This window comes from bacterium (genome assembly GCA_018812485.1).
Taxonomy (GTDB): domain Bacteria; phylum JAHJDO01; class JAHJDO01; order JAHJDO01; family JAHJDO01; genus JAHJDO01.
In genome coordinates this window covers 23274-42350 of record JAHJDO010000017.1, presented here as the reverse complement: position 1 = coordinate 42350, position 19077 = coordinate 23274, and the positions used below count along the sequence as shown (strand labels likewise).

Below are 19077 nucleotides of genomic sequence, written 5' to 3'. Positions count from 1 at the left end.
TCAAGAGATGCTAAAGCGGGGGTTTCTAGCTTCCAAAGCTGTTTATGTCTCTTACAGTCATAAAGAAAAGCATATCAAAAAATACCTAGATAGTGTAGATGAAGTGTTCGGGATAATAAAGAAAGTCATTAAAAAGAATAATGCTTGCAATTTACTTAAAGGACCAGTTGCTCATACTGGATTTAAAAGATTAACCTAAAAGGAGACAGATATGCGTATCAAAGAACTTTTTGATCTAACAGGCAAAGTTGCAGTAGTTACAGGCGGGGCAGGATTATATGGCAGGCAGATTGTGGCCGCTCTGGCTGAGGCAAAAGCAAAAGTATATATGGCATCGCGAAATTTAGAAGCTTTAGAAAAAGTGGTCTCTGAACATAGAGCAGATGGCTATGATGTAGCTGCTTTGAAGTTGGATTTATCCGATGAGAAATCTATTCTAAGCCTGAGAGATAAAATCTTAAAACAAAATAAGAGGATAGATATTTTAGTTAATAACGCAGTCCTTCGTCCAATGAAAAAAGGCTATCATGATGATGCCTCATTATTTGCCGAGAGTATGAAGGTAAATGCAACAGGTTTATTCATTATAACGCGGGCAATCGGCGATGTCATGGGAGAACAGCAGGGAGGATCTATTATTAATATTGGCTCGATTCAGGGCATGATTGGCCCGGATGCAGCTATATATAAAAATACAAACATGAGCGGATGGTATCCTGACTATTTTTTTCATAAAGGAGGAATGATTAATTTTACAAGATTTATTGCCAGTTATTACGGCAGTAAGAGTGTTAGATGCAATTGCATAGCTCCCGGCGGATTTTTAACTGACAAGATGCCGAAAGCTTTTGTTAAACAGTATAGCGATAGAACCTTTTTGGGACGTTTGGCTAATGATACGGATCTAAAGGGAATTATTGCCTTTCTTGCGTCTGATGCCTCGCAATATATTACAGGAACGAATATCCCAGTAGATGGCGGATATACATGCAAATGAAACAAACATACAATCTCGGAATAATTGGAATGAGTCCAGGTAATGGACATCCTTATTCCTGGTCAGCTATCTTCAATGGCTATAATAAAAAAAAGATGGCTAAATGTCCATTTCCTGTTATACCTGAGTATCTTGGTAAACAGGACCCAAAGACAATGTGTATTAAAGATGCGCAGATAACTCACATCTGGACCCAAGACAGAAAGATTTCTCAGCAAGTAGCAGAATCTTCCCTCATACCAAATATAGTAGAGAATATGACTGATATGATTGGTAAAGTGGATGCAGTGATACTTGCACGTGATGACGGAGAAAATCATCTCTCTATGGCAAAGCCCTTTATTGAAAAGGATATCCCTATATTAATTGATAAACCCCTTACTGATAATGCAGAAGATCTGAAGGAATTTATACAATATTATGAAAAAGGGAAATTAATTATGTCATGCTCAAGTACACGCTATGATAATTCTATCCTTAAATTGAAAGGAAAACTTGGAAGAATTCTTACTGCCAATGCAGTCACCCCTAAATACTGGCGAACATATGGCATTCATCTTATTGAAGGTATTTATGCAGTTATGGGCGGCGGAATAAAATCAGTGCAGAATATTGGAGAGGAGGGGAAGGAGATAGTTCATCTATGCTATATAGATGGGAAACATGTTGTATTACAAACTTTTAAGGAGATTAAGTCTGATATTCATTTTGCCTTTTATGGGGAAAAAGACAGTGAAATAGTTGATAGTATTGATTTTTTTTCATCTTTTAAAAATATGCTGTCTGCTTTTATAAAAATGCTGGATAGCAGAAAGCCGTCTTTTGACTGGCATGAAACAGTGAAGATAGCAAAGATTGTTATTGCTGGCAGGCTGTCGCTGAAGGAGAAAGGCAGAGTTGTTAACTTATTGGAGGTTTAGTGATGGAACCATATGAGCGCATTTTAAAAGCTATTAATCATCAACGTCCTGACAGGCCGGCAATTGATTATATTGCTACACCTGAGACAAATGCAATGGTTAAGAAGCACCTTGGTATTGAAGATGATGAACTACTTCTCAGAAAACTGGGAGTTGATATCCGTCGGGTAGCAGTACCTTTTATTGGACCGAAAGATATGACCGGAGCAGCCGGGGTAGGTGCTCAAGGAAAGGATTTCCTGGGCATTGTCTGGAAACCGGTTAAGAATGAATTTGGCACCTATAATGAAATTGCTTTTCATCCTTTAGCCAAAGCAACGACTGTAAAAGAAATTGAGGATTATCCATGGCCAAAGGTAGACTGGTTTGACTTTTCTCATTTAAAGGACGAAATCGCGCGGATAAATAAAGATAATCGTTATGCAATAATGTATTTTGCCGGCGGGGCATTTGAAACACCGTGGTATATGCGAGGTATGGAAAGGTTTCTGATGGATTTAATCGAATGTCCGGACATTGCTGAAGCGATCTCTCGTCATGCTATGGAATTTTACAGAGAGCGGGCTATGCGGGTTATTGAATCCTCTAATGGTCAGATTGATATTATTGGAAGTGGCGGCGATATCGGCACGCAGAAAGGCATGATGCTTTCTCCCGAATTGTGGCGTAAACATATCAAGCCTTATAGCAAACAACTTATCAGACCGTTTAAGGATATGGGATTAATAACCTATTACCATTCATGTGGGAGTATTGTCCCTGTAATTGAAGATTTTATTGAAATGGGTCTTGATATCTTAGACCCGATTCAGCCTAAGGCAGCAGGAATGGATGCAAAAAATCTAGAATCTCGCTTTGGTAATAGATTGTGTTTTCATGGAGGTATTGACGAACAAGAATTGCTTCCTCAAGGCACTGCATCAATGGTTCGGAAAGAGGTTAAACGTGTCATCAAGGTTATTGGTAAGGATGGTGGATATATTGTTTGTCCTGCGCATGCAATTCAGCCTGACACTCCGGTAGAAAATATCATGGCAATTTATGAAACTGCTTTGTCAATGTAACGTATAAAATATGCAATTAAAAGAGATTGGGAATACGGGAATTAAAATATCTAGGATAGGATTTGGATGTGCCTCTATTGGGTGTGAATATGGGATAAAAATTAATGGTAAGTCATGTATATTGTTGGAGAAAGAAACATCCGGACTTGTAGATTATGCTATAAATAAGGGAATAAATTTCTTTGATACAGCCCCTGCATATGGCAGGAGTGAAGAAATCCTAGGTAAGGCATTAAAAGGTAAAAGGCACAGTGTAATAATTGGAACAAAATTAGCGTTGATTCTAGAAAATGGTATGCTTCCTTCAAAATCAGTAATTGAAAAGAAAATTAATAATAGTATCAATAAAAGCCTGAAGTTATTAAAAACAGATTATATTGATATATTGCAAATACATGAAGCTGATAAAAAACTCTATTGTAGCGATGTTTTAAATGCTTTATATAAGTTTAAAAAGCAGGGGAAGGTAAAATTAATTGGTGCATCCACTTATGGTATTGATATGCCAAAAGAAGCTCTGGAAAAAGAAGTATTTGATGCTCTGCAGGTAGCATACAATCTAATTGAGCAACAGACAGAAAATGTTATTTTTATGGCAAAAAGGCAGGGTGTAGGCATAATTGTAAGGTCAGCGCTTATGAAAGGTATTCTTACTGATAAAAGATTTCAAATTTCATCAGAATTAAATCCAATTGTAAAGCACATAGAGAAATATAATTCTTTCATAAATGGGAAAATTGAATCGCTCTCTGATTTGGCTATAAAGTTTGTATTATCAAATAGTGGAGTAACATCAACCATTCTGGGAATGGATAAAAAGGAATATATTGATCAGGCAGTTAAAAATGCAGATACAGAACCTCTAAGCTCAGAAACTATGAACAGATTAAAAAAATTAAAATATCCAGACCAATCATTTATTGATATGAAGAAATGGACAAATAACGGATGGTTATAATTTTATAAAAACTTAAGGAGCGAATATGAGACAAAGTAGAGTATTAAAAAAACTTCGGCAGAATAAACCAGTTTTAGTTGGCAGCCCAACACCATATCCATCAGCAAAAATCTGTGAGCTGATAGGTAAAGTTGGGTATGACTGTATCTGGATTGACCATGAACATCAGGACTTCAATGATAGCGATATTTGGAATATGAGTCTTGCCTGTCGTGCCACAGATATTGATGCAATGGTAAGAATCAGAAAAGCGGGATACTTCAGCTATTTTCGAGCTATTGAATCCGGTGCAAACGGGATTATGGTTCCGCATTGTATGAGTAGAGAAGAAGCAGAATGGGCAGTACGAAATACAAAATTTGCGCCAATAGGACTCAGAGGAATGGATGGGATAGAAGCGCATACTGACCATTCATTACAGCCAATGAAGGAATTTATGACGCAGTCCAATGAAGAAACTTTTATTGTTGTTCAAATAGAGGATAAAGAGGCAGTAGAAAAAATTGACGATATAGCCTCTGTAAATGGGATAGATATATTACTTGTAGGTCCTGCAGATCTTTCCCAGAGTCTTGGCAGACCTCTGGATTTTGATAATCCTGAGCTTCAGCAGGTTATAGACAAGGTTGCTGATGCGGCAAAAAGGCATGGCAAACACTGGGGAATTACTATTGATAATGCTGAATCTGCTGAGAAGTTTCTGGAGAAAGGGGCTAGATTTCTCTGCTGGGGCGCAGCTGTTATTTTACTGGCTAAGGGATTTAGTGGGATAAAAAGAGAATTTGATTCTGTCTCGAAATTGCTTCGCTAGCGCTTGCATCTTCGCGCTTTTTCTGCTGCTTTCTTAATTCCTTCAATCATTATATCACAGTCTTCCTTTGTTAATCTCGGATGTATGGGAAGATTTAGTTCTCTTTTGTAAAAGAATTTTTCTGCAATTGGACAGAGTTTATCAGGATAACCCAGCTTTTTCAATCCGGTATAGTGATATGTTGGCTGATAGTGCAATATTGGTTGAATCCCATACTCTCTGTAAAGAACACGTATAAAAGCATCTCTTTCTATGCCCATTTCTTCTTCAACACAAAGAGTATAGAGATGATAAACATGGTAACAGTTTGGGTCTTCATATACTGGAGTTATGCCTTCAATATCTTTTATTGCTTCATTAATATAACGCCCGAATTCCCTCCGTTTTTCATTCATCTTTTTTAACTTTTTGAGCTGACATATCCCGACTGCAGCCTGGGTTTCATTCATTCTGTAGTTATTTCCCCACTTTCCATTGTCATCTATCACATCATGATGCGAGGGAATCCAGTAATCGGATATACCTGTTTTTGTCAATGTGTATCCTGCAAAACTGAATGTACTTTGCCCTTCAGGGAAGTCCCATGTTGCTGTATTCATTGCGCGAAGCCTTGCTACTCTTGCAGCTATTTCATCATTATTAGTTGTAACCATGCCTCCCTCACCTAGTGTAGTCATGTTTTTTAAAGAATGAAAACTGAAACATCCAATATCTCCGATATTTCCTGCTTTTCTTCCTTTGTATTCTGCTCCGGGTGTATGAGCGCAGTCTTCAAGAACATAGAGATTATGTTTTTTTGCTATCTCCATAATGGGATCCATATCACACATCTGCCCGCCATAATGAACGACGTAAATCGCTTTTGTTTTAGGAGTTATCTTATCTTCTATCTGTTTTGGGTCAATGTTATATGTTTTAGGATCAATATCTGAATATACAGGTTTTGCTCCTTCTTTTAAAAGCACAAGAGAAGTAGCAATAAAAGTATTCGGTGTAATAATTACTTCATCTCCTTCTTTAATACCAAAAGCCTGAGTTGCTGCATGCATCGCAGTAGTACAATTTGAGACTGCAAGAGCATGTTTTACTCCGCACATAACTGCAAACTCTTTCTGAAATTTTTCCAGATGAGGTCCTTTTGTCTGCCTGTCCTGCTTCATTGCCACAAGAACTGCTTTTTCCTCTTCTTCATCATACATTGCGCCAAAATAAGAGTAGGGAACTCTTAGTGTAACGCCGTCATCCGGCTTATCACTTGTCGGTTTGCTTCCAGTAGCCTCATGGGCTTTTTTGTCTAGCATTCTTTGTTCTCCTTTCATCTTTTAAATTCAGGTATTACATCACAGTCTTCTTAAATAAAATCCAAAATTCTAAATCCAAAACTCGAAACAAATTTTAAATTCAAATTTTCAAAATTCAAAAACATTGTTTTAAACATTTGTATTTTAGTCATTTGATATTGTTTAGTATTTCGTGCTTCGTGCTTCGAATTTAATCTGTGCTTCTCCACTAAATACCGGTATTTCTTTAAATTTATGTTGATAGCTTTCATCATTATAAACAGAAACCTTTAACGGCAGGGCAGACTTACCTTTTAGTTTTAATATTATCTGCTCTGTTGTGGAATTATAATTTGCCTCTGTTATTTTTGTGTCGTATCTACTCTTTGCGTATTCAGCAATATAGTCATATCCTTTAAATATCTTTTTATATTTTGAAGTCAATTTGTCTATACCCTTCAGAACTTGTTCCCATTCTTCAATGCTCATAGCAGATATTCTCTGTTCATGTGTCAGGAGACAGCCAAAAAACAAACTGTCTAAGCCTATTGTTATTATTTCAACCCCTTTTGTTATTGCTTCGTCTATATCATTCTTTTTGTTTTCACCTTCGAATTTTGTATTCTCGTGAAGAAAATCAATGCGCTCCTCATAAGGGAATGTATTTGATAGGTTGAAAAATTCCGGATAATCAGGCATATAGTCAGCAATAAAAGCATATTTCCCGTCGCTTCTTCTTATTTCATAGGGTTTCCAATTTTCTGGAGGAGGAGCGTTGTATGGTTTTCCAAACAAAACAGAAATTCCCATTAAAAAGTTTTGTTCCCTTTTCTTCAGGAAGGGAATGGAGTTAATTCCCGTTTCACAGTAATGAGCATTAAGCACTTTTGACGGTCTTATTCCCCACGAGGAAAATTTTCTATCTACTTTTTTAAAAATCTTTTTGAGTTCTTCTTTAGTATATTCATCTCCGCTATGTTTCATATATATCATACTCTTAATTTTTCTATCCTTACTCTCTCCAAATGCATGTGGAGAAAATTCAGCAAGTTTATTATCATGTTTTTTCCTTATGATATTCCCGTCACTATCTGTAATGTCATCAAGAAACAAACCGATATTAGGAATATAGCCATATTTATTTAAAACATCAATGTATCTGAAATTCACTGCTGCGCTTTTTCCATTTGTTATGTAATGACTTCCTGAGCCGGAACAGTCATCTATTCTTGCTGTAACAAACGGAGGCATTGTCATTGCAAGAAAAGGTTTCTTTGCAGTCCAGATAATTGACTTATAAAAAAGCCCATCAAAACCGTGCAAATGTCCGAAATATTCACAGTGCCACATCCTGGGAGAGATGAAAAACTGGATAACTCTTCCTTTGCCAAGACGCGATAAATTTAGAACAGGATAATTTTCTAATGAGCTAATAAGATTATCTTTCTCAAAAGACGATGGCAGAATTGCCATTTCAATATTTTGGAAGAATTTTGCCTTCTGATTTTCTTCGTATGTTTCAGTAATAAAGTGATGGGTATCTTTTATTCTTAGTCCTTTTGAGGTAGTAAATTTAATGTTTTTATCTGTGCCGATAAGTACATTACGTAGGACAGAAGGATAAGAATTCAGGCGATGATCAAAATTAATCAATCCTATACCAGACTCTTCTATGGACTTTTTAATGCTGTCTCCATCAGCCGAAGAAAACTTTTCTCCTATTCCTTCCTGAGCAATAACAACAGCTCGGCAGTCAGCGATTTCCCCCGGGGTTAAATTTTCTTTTGATAAATCTATTATTCTGTAAGGTATTCCTAAATGCCGAAAAGCAAGAAAGAATCCTTGCTCAACATACCTAAATTCCTTCTTGCTACTGTCTATTACTGTTAAGACTGCAAGGTTCCCTTTGCACTTATTTGAGTCTGCCATTAATACTCTCCAAATTTCTTTGCTGTTTGAATCATTGTTTTCATGTATTTAATTTCTCTCAGTTTTTCAATCTAGTGACATATTAGCAATACGATCATAGTTTTGTCTATGGATTATCTTACTTTTTTCTGGAGATTCTTATTATTTTACGGTTTCAGAAGTTCTGACGATATTTTTGGGGAGAATGGCCTGTTATTTTTGCAAATACTCTGCTGAAGTGATTCGGGTCATCATATCCTACAAGATTTGAGACCTGTGATACATTAAGGTCTAATCTGCTGAGAAGCTTTTCCGCATTTTCAATACGGATCTTCATCAGATATTCATGGAAGGTATAGTTTGTATAGTGTTTGAATAGATTGCTGAAGTAATTAGGACTCAGATAAACTGCTTCAGCGACATCTTTGAGATTCAGGCTTTTTGTAAAATTGGTTTCAATAAATCTTTTGGCTTCTATGATAATCTTTTCATGTCGTGAATGTTCCCGGGATGGGACATTTTCTATTTCAATAAAAGGCATGGCCTTTCTAAGCTCTTTTTTCCACTGTTCTTTTTGTTTATTTGCCTCTACTATTTTTTTCTGCTGTTTGATAAGTTTTTCCTGAAGCGCAATTACAGATTCCCTCTCTACAATAAAATTAGCCATGAAAAACATGAGGTTTACCACTATGTCCAGTTTACCGCGTGAAACAAATTCGACCTTTTTATACGCATCTTCAAGTTTGTTGTGATCAATTTTTAAATCCAGAGTTTTCTTTTTTATTAAAAGGAAATCTTTATCTGTTGGCTTATTGATAAGCATCTGGCCTGAGGCAAGGGCTCCTATGAGTTTGTTTTTCACTATTATGGGGACAACAATATCAGTAAGCCCTGCGTGGCACTGATAGATATGAGGTTTTCGTCTCCGAAAGGCAGTGTTAATAGCTGCTGCATCTGAGAGGACGCACCGCGCTCTACCTTTCTGTGTGGAATGTATGATCTTACAGAACCGGCTTCTTTCTGATTTCGGGAAAAAATCCACATCTCCTCCACGTTTGCCGATTATAAAGGATATCGTCATACCTGTTGCTTTATAAAACAACCTTCGGAGTTCTAATAGGAGTTTTTTACTTAAAATGGCTTCTATTGATTGAGGGTCCATGATTATTAATTTCTAATTTTTAATGAATTACTAATTTAGAGCACTGTTTAAAATTATCTTTCAGAGACTTATATAGGTTTTTGTAGAGTCTGTAGTATTCATCATAGATTTTCGTATTTTCTACTATGGGTTCGGTTTTTTCTATTGTTTTTATGGTCTGCCTGCAGGCTTCGGGTACAGAGGCATAAATTTTTGCACCTACCATAGCAAGTAAAGCAGCACCAAATGCCGGGCCTTCATCTACATTTATTGTATAAATAGCTTCTTTGTTAACGTCTGCCTGGATCTGTCTCCATAGCTTGCTTTTTGCTCCTCCTCCAGAAGCTCGGATTTCAGATACAGGAATCCCCAGTTCATTTATAATTTCCATGGAATCTCTTAATCCAAAACTTACTCCCTCCATTACTGAACGAATGATATGGGACCTTGTATGTCTGGGGGAAATTCCAAAAAACACTGCCTTGGCATCCGGGTCAGCATGAGGTGTTCTCTCTCCCATAAGATAAGGAAGAAAAATCAGCCCTTCGCTTCCAACAGGAGCTTTTAAAGCTTGTTCGGTCATTACCTGATATGAATTTTCACCAAGTGTATCTCTGAGCCATTTAAAGGAACCTCCCGCAGCAAGCATTACTCCCATTACATGCCATTTTCCCGGGACTGCATGGCAAAATGTATGAAGTCTCCCCAAAGGGTCGTTCTTCACTTTATCTGCGTACGCAAAAACAACACCTGATGTTCCTATGGTTGAGGATATGATGCCTTCTTCTACGATTCCGCATCCAACTGCGCCTGCGGCCTGGTCACCTGCTCCACCGACAACAATCGTCTCGCTGAATAAGCCCGTTAATTCAGAAACATCTTTTGTTATTCTGCCTGTTACTTCTGATGATTCAACAACCTGCGGCATAAAATTTTTATCGATATCCAGTTTTTCCAGCATCGTCGTTGACCAGATTCTGTTCGTTACATCGAAAAGCAGGGTTCCTGATGCATCTGAGACATCACCTGCAAATTCTCCGGTTAGCCTGAATCTTATATAATCCTTTGGAAGTAGAATTTTTTTTGTTTTCTCGTAAATCTGCGGCTCATTTTTTTTCACCCACAGGATCTTGGGGGCGGTAAATCCGGTGAGAGCAGGATTAGAGACAAGATTTATCAGGTTTTCTTTTCCAATAATTCTGTTTATGTCATCACATTCAGCAGCTGTTCTTTGGTCACACCAGAGTATCGCAGGTCTTAACACATTGTTGCCGCTGTCCAGAAAAACAGCACCGTGCATCTGCCCTGTTAATCCTATTGATTTAACATCTTCTTTGCTGATATCTGCCTCATTTATGACAGATTTAATAGATTCTACTGTGGCCTTCCACCAGTCGCAAGGATCCTGTTCTGCCCAGCCCGGCTTTGGATGAGAAAGAGAATATTCTGCAAGGGAACTTGATATTATTTCTCCTTTATTACTGCATAAAAGAGTTTTTACGCCTGTCGTGCCTATATCAATTCCAATAGTATATTCCATATTTGTCTCCTTTACTTGTTTTTCCAAATTGAGTAATTTTATCAAATAATTAAGGATTAAGGCAACACCTATATACTTTTTGTGAAAATAGGTAGAATTACTGGTTATTGGCAATACTTCTCCAAATGCAGATAAAAAAAGCTGGTATTTATCAAAAAAATTCATAATAATTCAAAAAAGCTCTTGACAAGCGTTCAAAAAAGTTCTATAGTTTACTTAGAAATCGCAAATGAGGAGTAATTATGGATTCAGTAATAAGTGAATATCTAGAAATACAAAAAAGAGGGATAGAAGATTATCAAAAGCATCTCATGTTAGGAGGAGGAACTCCAGGCCCTGTGCTTTTAAAGGGGAAAGGTGTAAGGGTTGAAGATGTTGATGGTAAATCTTACATAGACTGTACTTCCCAAAGCTGGGCATTATATCTCGGGTATTCCAATAAGGAGATAATAGATGCAGTTTCGGAACATGCACATAACTATTTAACACACATTCATCAAGGTTTTGGTACTTTGCCAAGACTTGCTCTTGCAAAAAAACTTTCGGAACTTGCACCTGGTAAATTAAACAAGGTTTCATTTACTGTTGGTGGAGGCCCAGCAATTGAAGCAGCGATGAAAATTGCTCATACAAATAGACCTGCATCAAGGTATTTTATATGTCTTTATGATGCATATCATGGCACAACATTAGGCACAATGGGTTCATCATGGATTTCGACAAAAGCTTCAGGAGATTTTGCTGGAGGTGCAAATTACCTAAACCTAACAAATGCTTTTATAAGAGTTCCCAATCCTTATTGTTACAGGTGCTATTTTGACCAAAAACCGGAGAAATGTAATTTGATGTGTGCAAAAATGTTAAAAATAACCTTAGAACGGGGAATTAATGGACCGGCAGCAGGGGTGATTGTAGAACCAATTCAAGCAAGCGCTGGACAAATACCATGCCCTAGAAAATACTTAGCAGAAATCAGAAAAATATGCGATGAATTTGAAGTTCCTTTAATATTTGATGAGGTTCAAACATACTGCAGAATAGGGAGGTTTTTTGCAGCAGATTACTATGGTATTACACCTGATATTATTGCTTTAGGCAAAGGATTGGGATCAGGATTTCCAATAGCAGCTATTATAGTTAGTGAGGATTTAAAAAGCTTTGGACCAAAAGCTGAAGAACTCCATACTTTTGCAAATACAACTATTGGGCAGGTAGCAGCCTTGAAACAAATAGAAATTATCCAGAAAAATCATATTTTAGAAAATACAAATAAAATGGGTAATTACATATGTTCAAGAGTCTCAGAGATACAGAAAGAATTCCCGGAAATTGGAGACATAAGGGGAACAGGGTTACATATTGGAATTGAATTTGTGAAAGACCCTGTCTCTAAAGTGCCAATTGAAGAAAAAACTATAAATATAAGAAAAGAAGGTTTAAAGAGAGGAGTGATTTTTGGGCTGGGTGGAGTAAGAAAAAATGTTTTAAAAATAAAACCTCCTTTGATAATTGACAAAGAAGAGGCAGATGAGGTTATAAGTATATTTTATGATTCAATAAAAACAGTATTGCGAGGGTGATAGATATGATACCTGAAGAAAGAAGGAATAAGATTTTAGAGCTTGTAAATAATAGAGAAAATGTGACTGTTGAAGAAATTGGGAAGAAATTCAATATATCTGTTATAACAGTTAGAAGGGATTTAGATAGATTGACTCAACTTGGACTTCTCAAAAAAGTACATGGTGGAGCTATGTCTATTGAAACAATTGTAGATTCACCTTTACACCTGTCACAGAAAACTGTCAATATTGACGCCAAGAGAGCAATTGCTAAAGAAGCCATCAAAAGAATTAATGATGGGGATTTTATTATCATAGAGTCAGGGACAACATGCCTTGAATTGGTAAGACAGCTTTCAGGAAAACGCGGTTTGAAAGTGATAACAGCTTCACCAAATATCGCAACAGAATTGGGTAATATATCCCTGAATTACAATTTAGGTCTTGAAATTATTTCCTGTGGAGGCATCCTTCAGCCACGGACTAATTTTCTAGTAGGTCCTTATGCAAAGTCAATATTCGATTCTGTAAGGGTAGATAAAGCATTTTTAACAGTTACTGCAATTGATCTCAAGTATGGTATTTCAGGAGGAAATCTATTGGAGGCAGAAATTACTAAGGCAGTTCTCTCGTGTGCAAGAGTAAAAATTGGTTTAATAGATTCTTCTAAATTTGAAAAAACATCATTTGTTAGAATTGCGCCTGTTACTGTGTTTGATGAAATAATTACTGATAGGAATCTCCCTAAAGATGTGATTAAAAAATACCGGAAATCTAAAGTTAAAATAACGGAGGTATAAAGGATGTTAAATTTGGATTTATCCGAGAAAGTTGCGCTTATTACAGGAGGATCCAGGGGAATTGGGGCATCTATTTGTGAAATATTGGCAATGGCTGGTGCAAATATTTTCTTTACACATATAGAAGAAGGTAAAAACATAAAAACAGCTGATAAATTGGCTGATAAAATTAAAGAAATGTCAGTCTGGTCAGAACATTTTTATGCCGATGTATCTGATGAAGAACAATCCATGAAAATAACGCAACATATTATTGAGAAGATGGGGAAAATCGACATTTTGATAACTTGTGCAGGAACAACTACAGTGGCACCTATAGAAAGCATGAAGATGGATGAATGGAAGAGAATCATAGATATTAATCTCAATGGAACATTTTATTATATCAAGAATGTTATCCCGCATATGATAGAGAAAGAAAAAGGCAGGATTATTATGATAGGCTCTGCTGCAATAGTTGCAGGTGGTGGAGGTGGTGCGCACTATGCAAGCTCAAAGGCTGCTCTTGAAGGATTGAATAGAGCTTTGACTAAAGAACTTGCTTCTAAAGGTATAAGAACGAATCTCATTCATCCTTCGCTTGTTGATACGGATCTTTTTCGTTCCCGCTATCCTGACGAAGAAGAGAGAAAAGAAAAAGCAAAAACAGTCCCTACAGGCAGGCTTGCAAAACCGGAAGACATAGCATATTTGACTGCTTTTTTAGCATCAGATATGGCTGATTATATTTGCGGGCAATCTTTCTTTGTAGATGGCGGAAGAACATTCTGTAAATAATGTATGGAGGATAGGTCATGAAAAAAGATGGTTTTTCTGTTGGACTGGTTCCATTTTTTCCATGTGGAGATAGGTTTGTTCCTGAAGGTTACAGAATAGATAATCTAAGTCTTGAGCAGAAATTAGAAAAAGTAAAAGAAATTCCGGATGTTAAGGCTGTTGAGCTGGATTATCCTGCTGATTTTGTAGACGCAAACAAGATGAAAAATATTCTGGATAAAGTTGGATTACAGACATCAAATATTGAAATCGAATTTTTTGCAGCTGAGAAATGGAAATATGGGGCATTATGTTCAATTAATAAGGAAATAAGAGAAGAAGCTATCCGTATCTCAAAAGAAGGCATGGACGCAGCAGTAACTCTGGGATGTAGTCAAATAAGTCTCTGGCCTGGTCAGGATGGTTTTGACTATGTCATGCAAACAGATTATAAGAAACACTGGGATAATACAATAGAGGCAATAAAGGAAATAGCTGAGTACAACAAGGAAGTTAAAATAGCTATTGAATACAAATTGAAAGAACCAAGAACTCATATTCAAATAGGAACAGTTGGAAAGGCACTTGCAATAGTTAATGAAGTTAATCTGGAAAATGTTGGGGTTATGATTGATGTAGGTCATGCATTAATGGCTTATGAAAATCCTGCAGAATCAGCAGTTATATTAGCAAGGCAAAACAGATTGTTTCATATTCATTTCAATGATAATTTTCGTTACTGGGATGATGACCTGATTGTTGGTAGCGTGCATTTCTGGGAGACATTAGAACTATTATATTGGCTTAAAAAAATTAATTACAATGGTTGGTACAGTCTGGATATTTTCCCATACAGAGAAGATGGAATCTCAGCAATAAAAGAGAGCATAGAAAACCTGAAATTGTTGATGAATATGGTTGATGAGCTTGATGAGAGTAAAATAAGTAAAATACAGGCTAAAAATAACTCCACAGATATGATAAGATACCTCCGTGAGAAAATGTTAAAGAAGAGCGAAAGGGGGTGAAAAAAATATGTTAATAGATAAAATAAGAAGGATTTGGGGAAGCAGGAGCTCTTTCACGTTAATAGAACTTCTTGTTGTAATAGCCATCATTGCTCTGCTTGCATCTATGCTGCTACCAGGATTACAGGAAGCAAGGGCATTAGCAAAAAGAACAGTCTGCATCAGCCACCTCAGGCAACTTGGGATAGCCAGTATGATCTACTTTGACAACCATGATGGTTTTTTTCCTGTGCAGAATAATGGTGTAATAGACTGGCGTCACCAACTGAATCAGCAATACATTGGAGTAGCCCTTGACGATTGGAATGATACTAGTTCACCCTATTTCTGCCCAGTTGGTGGAGACGATGTTTATATTTATGGGATGACACTCAATAATAATGGGAAAAATATAAAATCTTATGGAAAGGCAAATCCATCAGAAACGATGTATATGCTTGATTCTACAGTTATTCAAACATGGCCTAATGCAAATAGACTTAGAACTATACATAACGACGGAGGAAATATTTTGTGGCTGGACGGACATGTTTCGTGGGCTAAGGTATGTAATGATATCTATGGCTCAAATTATTAACAAAAAAAGAAAGGAGGATTAGCCAATGAATAATTATCAAAAAGGAGGACTAAAAGTATTTTTTTGCGGGCTTTTGTATGTATGTTTAGTGTGTGGACCGATTTTTGCGGAAAAGATCGAGGAATCCTTTGACCAGATACCGACAGGCCCGGCGCTGGAAATACCTTCATGGAAGGCAAACCAAATGGGAGAAGATGCATGTGCATCAATAGAAGAATTCAGAAATTCATCTGATAAGAGTATTCGTTTGAAGGATACCAGTAAGCAATACGCTGCAGGTATTACTAGAAAGCTGGATCAACCCATTAGGGATAAATTTTATTTGGAATATCAAATCTACCCGATTGGAAAAGCAAGCGGCAATTATTTATATTGTCATCTTATGGAAGATAAGGAACAAGCATTAGGAATAATGTTTTACAACGGTTTTGTCTGCGTGACAGGTAAAGGCGAGCAACGCCAAGTAAAAATAGGTAAATTTGATGCCAATAAATGGTACACGGTTAAATTAAATGGCGATATAACGAATAGTAATTACTCGTTGTGGGTAGTTGATGAAAAGGAAAATACCGTAGCTTCTATTGAGAATGCTGAGTTTATAAATACAATAGATTTTATAGCTACAATTAGATTTGCGACTATAAGTACTTTTCAAGGAGATTTTTACATAGACAACATAAGATTAGTCCCGAATTATCAGATGCCTTCGTTGGTGAAAGCTAAAAAAAAAACAGAAGTGCCTCTTATAGAATCAAGCCCGGTAAATACAGAAAATCTAGTGCAGGTTAAAACAGCGAAAGGAGAAAAAGGGCTGATAGCCCATTATACATTTAATGAGGGAAGGGGTACTGTTCTTAAAGACGTGAGCGGAAATGGGAATAGTGGCAAGATTTATGGTGCTGCATACGTTAATTCACCGCGAGGTTATGCTCTTCGATTTGACGGAGCAGATGATTGTGTAGATTTAGGATCCCCTCCGTCATTGAATCTTAACGGGGAGTTGACTATTGAAGCCTGGATAAAAACTGATATCCGAAATAAGAAGCAGTCCCATCATTGGCTTATTTTCGGCGATAGTTTGGAGGGCTTTGTAATCCATAGAAATTATAATCTAAGAATTAGTAACAACAATTTGTTGTACTTTGAATGGGGAAATGGGGACGCATGGCAATGTTTTAAAGACACGGAATCGGTAGATTTTGATGGAACGTGGAAGCATGTTGCTGTTGTTATAGAATCTCCAAATAAATATTATTTATACGTAGATGGGAAACTGATTGAACACAGACAAATTGATTTTTTGATTACAAAAACATCCGGCGGTCCATTTCAAATTGGCGGATGGGGACACGGGTATTTCAAAGGCGACATTGATGAAATTCTTCTTTATAATAAGGCCCTTTCGACACAGGAAATCTTGAAACACGCAGGTAAAGAGGATCTAGCCGTCCAGCCTAAATGTAAATTAGAGACAGGTTTCAGTTATCATAAAAACGCATTTTTTGCCGAAATGTTTTGTGAGAACATAGAAAAAGACGCTGATATACAAATTAAAGTCATAAACTGTGATGACAAAAAAGTTGTTGCTAATAAAAAAGTTATTTTAACCAGGGAAACCAGGCCTGGTTCAAAACGATGGTTGATAACAGATTTGGTGGAGGCCAGCCAGTTAAAGCCCGGTGATTATCGATTTGAGGTTAACTTTTTTGACCGTGCTAAGAACTGTATTTTAACAGTTTTTGAGAAAGTTCCTTATATAGAAAAACCCAGCTGGTTTAATAATAAAATAGGTATAACGGACAAAGTAATGCCCCCCTACACGCCTTTAGAAGTGGAAAAACGAGAGGATGAATATGATATCCATCCCTGGGGGCGCCAATACACAATAGGAGCATCTCCTTTCCTGGACAATATTAAAAGTGCGCAAGCTGATCTTTTGACAGGTCCGGTCCGCTTAACCGGCAAAGTGAACGGGGAGGAAATAACATTACGTTCCAATATGCTTGAATTGCTCTCAAGCAAACCAAATAAAGCGATTTTTGCTCGTAACCTTATTGGAAGAGGGATGAATATTAACATCAATACAGATATAGAATATGATGGTTTTACGAAAATTGATTGGGAAATTGAAGCTATAGATGATGTGAATATAGATGAGTTGATATTAGAATTTCCTATTCAGAAAAATCACGCTAAATATTTCTACGCCTGGCCGGGTGTCAGTAAGGTCTATGATGTTAGCTTTTATTCCGGCAGTCTGAATGATAATTTTGCTTTTTCATTCAAACCTATTATCTGGATCGGCGATGAGGAGAGAGGGCTTTCATGGTTTGCTGAATCAGATAAAAATTGGTTCCTTAAAGATGAGCAAAAAGCTATTCAAATCCTTAAAAGTGATAAAGAAGTCCTTCTTAGAATAACACTTATTGATAAACCAATACACCTTGAAAAGAAGAAAAAGCTAACCTATGTTTTTGCATTGCAGGCAACGCCTGTTCGGCCTATGGAGAGAAGTGCCTGGGACGACCGCATTGTAAGGCAGCCTCCCTATGCAAATGAATATGCGTGGATAAATAAAAAGATTCAAGGTGAACCTGCATTGAAATTTTATTCTGATAAGGGGGCAAAAGCCCTTTTAGTATGGCGATGGTGGGATGCGTTCTCTTATGTACTTCCTTTAGGGCACGAAAATAAGTTTCCTAAACTTGTAAATGAGTGCCATAAATATAATCTTAAAGTTGTTCCTTATGCTGTGGGATTTCTTTTGTCAGAAGTTGCACCAGAATTTAATAATTTCAAATATGATATGTTAATTCGGCCTACCAGACCGTTTTATATAAGCACCCTTCCCGGTTTGCAAAAACAGATGACCTATTATGCGTGCAGGCAGAGCGCGTGGCAGGACTTTGTTGTTTATAGTGTCAGCCGTTTAATAGACAAATATGATGTTGACGGCATTTATTTGGACGGCACAATCTTGCCTATAAAATGTAACAATGCGCTTCATGGATGCGGCTATAGAAAACCAGATGGGACATATAAATCTACTTATCCTATATTTGCGACGCGGCAATTGATGAAACGTTTGTATACTATCGTTAAGGAACGTAAACCCGACGGCATTGTGGATGCGCATTCGGGAAATTGCATGAATAGTTCTGCAATCGCCTTTTCCACAACTTATTGGGAAGGCGAACAGCTTCGTCCTAAAGAAAACTTTCTTGATAGCATACCTCTAGATACATTCCGAACACAATTTATGGGGCATAACCTTGGAGTGCCGGCAGACTTTCTTTACTACTGTCTTAAGAACTATAATGCATCACTGGCCGTGACGTTGCTTCACGATGTACCGGTTCGCCCTGAAAAAGAGAAGGATTTAGAAATTTTGTCTGGAATCTGGAAAATAAGAGACGCTTTTGGCTGTAATAAAGCAAAATTCTTACCATACTGGAAAAACCAAGATTTTGTAAAGGTGACTCCTTCAAGCTGCTATGCAAGTCTTTATCAGCATCCCAACAATGGCGTTCTTGTGATAGTATCCAACTTAACCCAGACGAAGTCCAAGGTTGAATTAGTATTTGATTTGCATAAGCTGGGATTGACAAAAGCTGTTGTAGCAGCCAATGATTCGTTAAGCTCGGATAATATTTCTATTAACAAAAATAAAATCGTTCTGGATATTCCTTCTTATGAATGGAAAATATTCTGGATTAGAGAAAAATAATGAAGGAG

16 protein-coding genes are annotated in these 19077 nt (G+C 37.0%); 12 read left to right on the top strand and 4 right to left on the bottom strand.

The window, feature by feature from the left end; all coding sequences use genetic code 11:
• From KKC91_01355 to KKC91_01330, 6 genes are all read left to right on the top strand, one after another.
• A partial coding sequence (locus tag KKC91_01355) for an aminotransferase class III (protein ID MBU0477205.1) occupies window positions 1–199 on the top strand: 199 nt, incomplete at its 5' end.
• A 12-nt stretch (window positions 200–211) separates the two neighbouring features.
• A complete protein-coding gene (locus KKC91_01350) occupies window positions 212–997 on the top strand; it encodes an SDR family oxidoreductase (protein ID MBU0477204.1) in 786 nt (261 codons plus the stop codon).
• Window positions 994–1917, top strand: a complete 924-nt coding sequence (locus tag KKC91_01345; protein MBU0477203.1) for a Gfo/Idh/MocA family oxidoreductase — start codon at window positions 994–996, stop codon at window positions 1915–1917. The genes KKC91_01350 and KKC91_01345 overlap by 4 nt, the downstream gene beginning before the upstream one ends.
• A gap of 2 nt (window positions 1918–1919) precedes the next feature.
• Window positions 1920–2981 (top strand): uroporphyrinogen decarboxylase family protein, encoded by a 1062-nt coding sequence (locus tag KKC91_01340; protein MBU0477202.1) that lies wholly within the window; start codon window positions 1920–1922, stop codon window positions 2979–2981.
• A gap of 10 nt (window positions 2982–2991) precedes the next feature.
• Window positions 2992–3939: an aldo/keto reductase gene (locus KKC91_01335; GenBank protein ID MBU0477201.1), complete on the top strand. Its 948-nt coding sequence runs from the start codon at window positions 2992–2994 to the stop codon at window positions 3937–3939.
• A gap of 25 nt (window positions 3940–3964) precedes the next feature.
• Window positions 3965–4750 (top strand): hypothetical protein, encoded by a 786-nt coding sequence (locus KKC91_01330; GenBank protein MBU0477200.1) that lies wholly within the window; start codon window positions 3965–3967, stop codon window positions 4748–4750.
• On the opposite strand, the gene KKC91_01325 is transcribed toward KKC91_01330, so the two are convergent.
• The 4 genes from KKC91_01325 to xylB all read right to left on the bottom strand — a co-directional run bounded on the left by KKC91_01325 (window position 4747) and on the right by xylB (window position 10619).
• Window positions 4747–6051, bottom strand: coding sequence for a DegT/DnrJ/EryC1/StrS family aminotransferase (locus KKC91_01325; GenBank protein ID MBU0477199.1), 1305 nt, complete (start codon window positions 6049–6051; stop codon window positions 4747–4749). The two genes, KKC91_01330 and KKC91_01325, sit on opposite strands and share 4 nt — an antisense overlap.
• A gap of 162 nt (window positions 6052–6213) precedes the next feature.
• Window positions 6214–7959, bottom strand: coding sequence for a hypothetical protein (locus KKC91_01320; GenBank protein MBU0477198.1), 1746 nt, complete (start codon window positions 7957–7959; stop codon window positions 6214–6216).
• A 154-nt stretch (window positions 7960–8113) separates the two neighbouring features.
• Window positions 8114–9100 (bottom strand): PocR ligand-binding domain-containing protein, encoded by a 987-nt coding sequence (locus KKC91_01315; protein ID MBU0477197.1) that lies wholly within the window; start codon window positions 9098–9100, stop codon window positions 8114–8116.
• A gap of 19 nt (window positions 9101–9119) precedes the next feature.
• Window positions 9120–10619: a xylulokinase gene (gene xylB / locus KKC91_01310; GenBank protein MBU0477196.1), complete on the bottom strand. Its 1500-nt coding sequence runs from the start codon at window positions 10617–10619 to the stop codon at window positions 9120–9122.
• A gap of 242 nt (window positions 10620–10861) precedes the next feature.
• Between xylB and KKC91_01305 the strand changes: the two genes are divergently transcribed.
• The 6 genes from KKC91_01305 to KKC91_01280 are packed head-to-tail and all read left to right on the top strand — an operon-like array spanning window position 10862 to window position 19069.
• Window positions 10862–12199: an aminotransferase class III-fold pyridoxal phosphate-dependent enzyme gene (locus KKC91_01305; GenBank protein MBU0477195.1), complete on the top strand. Its 1338-nt coding sequence runs from the start codon at window positions 10862–10864 to the stop codon at window positions 12197–12199.
• Window positions 12200–12204: 5 nt separating this feature from the next.
• Window positions 12205–12981, top strand: coding sequence for a DeoR/GlpR family DNA-binding transcription regulator (locus KKC91_01300; protein MBU0477194.1), 777 nt, complete (start codon window positions 12205–12207; stop codon window positions 12979–12981).
• A gap of 3 nt (window positions 12982–12984) precedes the next feature.
• The gene (locus KKC91_01295) at window positions 12985–13758 is read left to right on the top strand and encodes an SDR family oxidoreductase (protein ID MBU0477193.1); all 774 of its coding nucleotides are present in this window, start codon (window positions 12985–12987) and stop codon (window positions 13756–13758) included.
• Window positions 13759–13775: 17 nt separating this feature from the next.
• Window positions 13776–14765 (top strand): sugar phosphate isomerase/epimerase, encoded by a 990-nt coding sequence (locus tag KKC91_01290; GenBank protein ID MBU0477192.1) that lies wholly within the window; start codon window positions 13776–13778, stop codon window positions 14763–14765.
• 7 nt (window positions 14766–14772) lie between these two features.
• Window positions 14773–15342 carry a prepilin-type N-terminal cleavage/methylation domain-containing protein gene (locus tag KKC91_01285; GenBank protein ID MBU0477191.1) on the top strand — a complete coding sequence of 190 codons (570 nt, stop codon included), beginning with the start codon at window positions 14773–14775 and terminating at the stop codon, window positions 15340–15342.
• 25 nt (window positions 15343–15367) lie between these two features.
• On the top strand, window positions 15368–19069 hold the full coding sequence (locus KKC91_01280) for a LamG domain-containing protein (GenBank protein MBU0477190.1): 3702 nt from the start codon (window positions 15368–15370) through the stop codon (window positions 19067–19069).
• The last annotated feature ends 8 nt before the right edge of the window (window positions 19070–19077 follow it).

Coding starts and splice junctions, on each gene's coding strand:
- KKC91_01350 (MBU0477204.1), top strand. CDS start 212: ATGCGTATCAAAGAACTTTTTGATCTAACAGGCAAAGTTGCAGTAGTT.
- KKC91_01345 (MBU0477203.1), top strand. CDS start 994: ATGAAACAAACATACAATCTCGGAATAATTGGAATGAGTCCAGGTAAT.
- KKC91_01340 (MBU0477202.1), top strand. CDS start 1,920: ATGGAACCATATGAGCGCATTTTAAAAGCTATTAATCATCAACGTCCT.
- KKC91_01335 (MBU0477201.1), top strand. CDS start 2,992: ATGCAATTAAAAGAGATTGGGAATACGGGAATTAAAATATCTAGGATA.
- KKC91_01330 (MBU0477200.1), top strand. CDS start 3,965: ATGAGACAAAGTAGAGTATTAAAAAAACTTCGGCAGAATAAACCAGTT.
- KKC91_01325 (MBU0477199.1), bottom strand. CDS start 6,051: ATGCTAGACAAAAAAGCCCATGAGGCTACTGGAAGCAAACCGACAAGT.
- KKC91_01320 (MBU0477198.1), bottom strand. CDS start 7,959: ATGGCAGACTCAAATAAGTGCAAAGGGAACCTTGCAGTCTTAACAGTA.
- KKC91_01315 (MBU0477197.1), bottom strand. CDS start 9,100: ATGGACCCTCAATCAATAGAAGCCATTTTAAGTAAAAAACTCCTATTA.
- xylB (MBU0477196.1), bottom strand. CDS start 10,619: ATGGAATATACTATTGGAATTGATATAGGCACGACAGGCGTAAAAACT.
- KKC91_01305 (MBU0477195.1), top strand. CDS start 10,862: ATGGATTCAGTAATAAGTGAATATCTAGAAATACAAAAAAGAGGGATA.
- KKC91_01300 (MBU0477194.1), top strand. CDS start 12,205: ATGATACCTGAAGAAAGAAGGAATAAGATTTTAGAGCTTGTAAATAAT.
- KKC91_01295 (MBU0477193.1), top strand. CDS start 12,985: ATGTTAAATTTGGATTTATCCGAGAAAGTTGCGCTTATTACAGGAGGA.
- KKC91_01290 (MBU0477192.1), top strand. CDS start 13,776: ATGAAAAAAGATGGTTTTTCTGTTGGACTGGTTCCATTTTTTCCATGT.
- KKC91_01285 (MBU0477191.1), top strand. CDS start 14,773: ATGTTAATAGATAAAATAAGAAGGATTTGGGGAAGCAGGAGCTCTTTC.
- KKC91_01280 (MBU0477190.1), top strand. CDS start 15,368: ATGAATAATTATCAAAAAGGAGGACTAAAAGTATTTTTTTGCGGGCTT.